We start from the raw sequence: 3,202 nt of genomic DNA, 5'->3' as shown, positions 1-3,202 counted from the left end.
CAATATACTCTAAAAGCAAACTATTTATTTCATCATCTTTATTTTCCATAAACAGTGCTACCGGTGGTGGAGGAGTATTATACAGTTTAAATGACCTACAAATCATAAATTCCACTTTCAACAACAACAAAGCCAATTCAAATGGCGGAACAATATATTCCAATGCCATTTGCAAAATAACCAACTCCAACTTTAAAAATACCAGTGGAAAGTACGGAAGTGCAATATACTCTAATAAAACTTTGAATTTAACTAATGTTACCTTTAGTGGCATTAAAATGAATATTGTTATGGTAGTTACCTTACCTTATGGTGTGAAATACTATTATGCTGTAGAAACTGAAAAATCTTCTAGTCCTACTATTGTCAAAGCAGTTTTAACTAAAAATAATAATATTGCAAATGCCATTTGGCAAACAAGCTCAGGAAATACAGTCATCAATAATAAAAAGCAAACACCTAATAGTGCTTTAGCAAAAGAAAAAGTAGTGCTAAATAATAAATATTCTGCTACAACTAACTCCAGTGGAACAGCCATTATCAAACTCAAGCAAAATACACTAAGTACTTTTAATGGATTGACAAAAAATTCAGACAACTACAAATACAACTTCTCAGTAAAATACAATGGAAATAGCTTGTACTCAGCAGCTTCAAGCTCTTTAATAGCCAATGCTAAAATAGTAAGCCATAAAATTGGTAGCTATTGGAACTTAATGACAAAAAAGACAGGAAAATCCCAAACCAACATTACATACAAAGTAAATAAAAACGGCTGGTATAAACAAATAAATAAAAAATGGGTAAAAATAACAAAAAAACCAAGCATATCAGGAAAATGGTACATTCAAAACCCTAAAACCAAAAAATATATCCTTACAACAGTAAAAAAACTACCAGATAAATCAAAAACCACATCCTATAGAAAGCATACCGAAAATCTCAACACAATGGTCAATGACAAATTAAACCCCTATGTTTTAACCACTTTAGCAATTTCCACAACAATAAATGGAAAAACAACAAAATATAATCAAAAAGCTTATGTGGCTTCAACAACAGACATTTACTTTAAAAATATTTTATCTGCTAAAGAGCACGAAAATTATGATGCATTTTTGAAAAAAACATGGAGATGTGATGTGGCTAATCCATCAATCAAAATTCAAGCTATTAATTTAGTATCTAAAATAGAAAATGAATTAACACCAGCTAAAAAAACTGAAGCAGTTTTTAGATGGTTGAAAAACAGAAATATTTATAAAGGTTACCAATTATCCCGTCAAAGTTCTGTTGACTCACTTAAATTGGTTAAAAAATATCCTCCAGGTACTGATTTGTTAAATTGTGTTGATCAAGCACATTTAACTATTGCTCTGTATAGAACAATGGGAATTCCAGCAATTTATGAACGGGGAGAATGTAGACTTAAAAGTGGCAAAATTGTTGGGCATTGGTGGTCTGAAGTTTATTATGATAGGAGTTGGCATCGAAGTGATACAACGGGTGCTAAAATAGTCTCAATTTCAGATCAATGGAGTGTAGGCCACAATATTAATGGTAATAGATTAGATGTTCCATCTAAAATAAAAAATGAGATAAAAAATAGTAAAATTTTAAGATAAAATACTTAAGTGGTGATTTCCTTGAAATTAAGAAATTTAATTTATATTTGTATTGCAATAATTTTAGTAATAGCTTGTGTTACTCTTATTTATACTAATATGAATAATAATCCAATTATTGCTGAAAATAATTCTAAAATTAATAATACAAATAATATTAGTAATATTAATAATAGTAATAATAATTCTACAATTGAAACAAACTCCGATAATAATAATAGTAATAATAATAATAATAATAATAATAATAAAAATAATAAAAATATAAAAAAAGACATAAAATCCCCAATTCCCAAAAAATCTAAATTAACATACAATGAAGCATATAAAATAGCTAAAGAAGGATCTGAAGGTGCAAACTATGATACATCTAAGACTTATATAAATTATGCAGGCTATGAATATATTGATGGTGAATTATACTGGTATTTTGTGGTTTATTCTAAGAAAAATGGCAAACATATAAATTCATTTCTTATAAATGATAATACTGGAAACTGGCAGTAAAATTTATTTTGTGATTGGTTACAATTAAAATTTTTTCATTTTTTTTTTTTAAATAGGCTGTGCAATGATTATTTTTTGTAAGAACATATATTTAATTAAAACATGTTAAAATATATTTAAAGTATTAATACATGTTTTTATAAAAAATAAATATTTAAAAGTAATTATAATTAGTAAATAACTTATATTAACTAGTTAAATTTGAATTAAAATATTTTAAAGAATAATAAATTAGATGTTTAAAAATAATTATTTTTAGTAAATAGATATCAATATTAACTAAAACAGAATTTTATTAAATATTTATATTTATTTTTATAATAAAACTTATTATAATTTTATAAATATAATTTTAACTTAATTAATTAAATTTAGAAAATTAGATTTTCGAATTGTTGCACAGCCATTTAATTATTTTATATTTGCCTATTTAAGTACAAATTTAATTAGCCATGTAATTTTTACTTGGCTGAATTTTATTAATTTAAATTAATTTTTAAGGGTAATAAAACAAATTCAATGGTGGAATTAGTAATTATGGATTTATCATGGATAACATTAAGTTTTTAAATACTAAATCATAGGGTAAATGCTGTGGAAGTATGAATATTATATGTTCTAATAAAGCTTTAAATTTAACTAATGTTGCCTTTAGTGGCATTAAAATGAATATTGTTATGGTAGTTACCTTACCTTATGGTGTGAAATACTATTATGCTGTAGGAACTGAAAAATCTTCTAGTCCTACTATTGTCAAAGCAGTTTTAACCAAAAATAATAATATTGCAAACGCCATTTGGCAAACAAGCTCAGGAAATACAGTCATCAATAATAAAAAGCAAACACCTAATAGTGCTTTAGCAAAAGAAAAAGTAGTGCTAAATAATAAATATTCTGCTACAACTAACTCCAGTGGAACAGCCATTATCAAACTCAAGCAAAATACACTAAGTACTTTTAATGGATTGACAAAAAATTCAGACAACTACAAATACAACTTCTCAGTAAAATACAATGGAAATAACTTATACTCAGAAGCTTCAAGCTCTTTAATAGCCAATGCTAAAATA

General features: G+C 25.8%; 3 protein-coding genes. All 3 read left to right on the top strand.

Features of this window, described 5'->3' with window-relative positions; all coding sequences use genetic code 11:
- Positions 1–1,625: transglutaminase-like domain-containing protein (locus tag MBCUR_RS01615; protein WP_281190505.1), on the top strand; the 1,625-nt coding region annotated here is incomplete at its 5' end.
- Positions 1,626–1,646: 21 nt separating this feature from the next.
- A complete protein-coding gene (locus MBCUR_RS10225; protein WP_067089399.1) occupies positions 1,647–2,132 on the top strand; it encodes a hypothetical protein in 486 nt (161 codons plus the stop codon).
- Between the two features lie 602 nt (positions 2,133–2,734).
- Positions 2,735–3,202: hypothetical protein (locus MBCUR_RS01605; RefSeq protein ID WP_157077523.1), on the top strand; the 468-nt coding region annotated here is incomplete at its 3' end.

The sequence above is a fragment of the Methanobrevibacter curvatus genome (genome assembly GCF_001639295.1).
Taxonomy (GTDB): domain Archaea; phylum Methanobacteriota; class Methanobacteria; order Methanobacteriales; family Methanobacteriaceae; genus Methanoflexus; species Methanoflexus curvatus.
This window is presented reverse-complemented; position numbering and strand designations above follow the sequence as displayed.